The organism is Nostoc sp. UIC 10630, assembly GCF_010747425.1.
In the GTDB taxonomy this organism is placed as follows: Bacteria; Cyanobacteriota; Cyanobacteriia; order Cyanobacteriales; family Nostocaceae; genus Nostoc.
Genome location: NZ_JAAGOG010000413.1, coordinates 1 through 1,907, shown reverse-complemented (window position 1 = coordinate 1,907; position 1,907 = coordinate 1). Strand labels below are relative to the sequence as shown.

Genomic DNA, 1,907 nt, shown 5'->3' with positions numbered 1-1,907 from the left:
CGAGGCTCTACCATGCTCTGTGTCTTCGTTCTAGGTTTTGTACATTATTATACTACCGCCATAGTGACACAAGAGGGTTATAGCCAACAAGGTTTTAGCGTTGCTAGGGTTGCTATTGAATACAGAAATACTTACATCGTTTATAGCCAGCAAGGAGAACTTACAGCAGAAGTTACAGGGAAACTGCGACATCAAGCAATTCTTGGGCAAAACTTTCCTGCTGTTGGGGACTGGGTTATTATTCAGGCGCGAGAAGAAGGACGCGCTAGCATTCACGGAATTTTGCCCAGAAAAAGCAAGTTTTCACGAAAAATCGCTGGTAGTAAAACCGAAGAACAAATTGTTGCAGCTAACATTGACACCGTGTTCTTGGTTTGTGGACTTGATGGCGACTTTAATCTCAGAAGAATTGAACGCTATCTGATTTTGGCAAACAATAGTGGTGCAAATCCAGTTATCGTTTTAAATAAAGCCGACCTGTGCAATTCTTTAGAAGATAATCTCTCAAAAGTTGAAGCTGTTGCCCAAGGAGTACCAATTTTAGTATTGAGTGCCACTACTAATCAAGGGCTGGATGTCTTGAAATCATACCTCCAGCCAGGACAAACAGTTGCTTTGTTGGGGTCTTCTGGTGTGGGTAAATCTACTATTACCAACCAACTCAAAGGTGCATCAATACAAACTGTGCAACCAGTGCGTCGAGGTGATGACCAAGGTCGTCACACGACTACAAATCGAGAATTGATATTACTGCCGACAGGCGGCTTAATTATCGATACTCCAGGAATGCGAGAAATTCAAATTTGGGCAGGTGGTGAAAACTTGCAAGAAACTTTTGCAGACATTAAAACTTTAGCCGCAAAATGCCGTTTTCGTAATTGCCAACACAATAACGAACCTGGCTGTGCAGTGCAACAAGCATTACTTGAGGGAGAACTTGATTTTTTCAGATTTCTCAGCTACCAAAAATTGCAAAAGGAACTTAACTATCTTGTTCGCAAACAAGACCAACGGGCGCAATTAGATGAGAAAGAACGCTCCAAGAAAATCCATAAAGTTATGCGAAATTATCACAAACGTTGATGACATTGAGATAATTAACTGATTTTCTTACGGGACGGGGATATCACCCGTCCTTTTAATCAATCCCCGCCCCTAACTTCAAGTTCATAAATCTTGCAAGCCTTGGCATCTGTTTAAAATCATAGTTGCCGTCTGTGATCCGCTGACTAATGCTGACTTCTATTCTTTGTAATGCCAATTTCAAGATTATTCGTTTTTTGCATAAAGTACGAAACTTGAGGTGAATAGTATTATCAAACGGTATTTACTTAAGATGAATAAATTGTTGACCGTACAGCAGCATTCAAGACTGGGCAAGGAAGTTCTACGAGATTGTAATCTTGCATCCATAACAGACCAACAAGTTGAGGAATTGAAGCAATCTCTCTGGGAACACGGGGTTATTCTTGTCAGAAAGCAAAAACTGACGGCATCCCAGTTGAAAGATTTTGCCATCCAGACGTTTGGTGACTCAACCCTCGGTCTTCGCCCCAAACCTCTAAATCCCGAAATCGCTCCAGACTTACAAAGTCCTGGAGTCTCCATTTTAGGTAATCCCAAGGGGCTTTCTGGTGAGGTGGTCGGCAAAGTTGCTTGGCAATGGCATCACGATAAAGACCATCTCCCTAAAACACAGGGACTAGATATGAATGCCCTCTATGTCGTGATGCTTTATGGGCTGTCCATCCCGGACGAAGGAACGGATGGACAGCCCCACACCACTCTTTTTCTCGACATGGTGGAAGCCTACCACAATCTCGCTCCCCAACATCAGCAGCAATTAAAACTACTGTCGATGTATCACCTGTCACCTATCTCCCCACAGCCAGGGGTAGAGATTCCTC

At 42.9% G+C, this 1,907-nt stretch carries 2 protein-coding genes; both read left to right on the top strand.

Features of this window, described 5'->3' with window-relative positions:
• The first annotated feature begins 12 nt into the window (after positions 1–12).
• Entirely contained in the window at positions 13–1,083 is a 1,071-nt protein-coding gene (rsgA, locus tag G1O98_RS38035; protein WP_163939599.1) for a ribosome small subunit-dependent GTPase A, read from the top strand.
• Between the two features lie 253 nt (positions 1,084–1,336).
• On the top strand, positions 1,337–1,907 hold a 571-nt coding region (locus tag G1O98_RS38030), incomplete at its 3' end, for a TauD/TfdA family dioxygenase (RefSeq protein WP_163939601.1).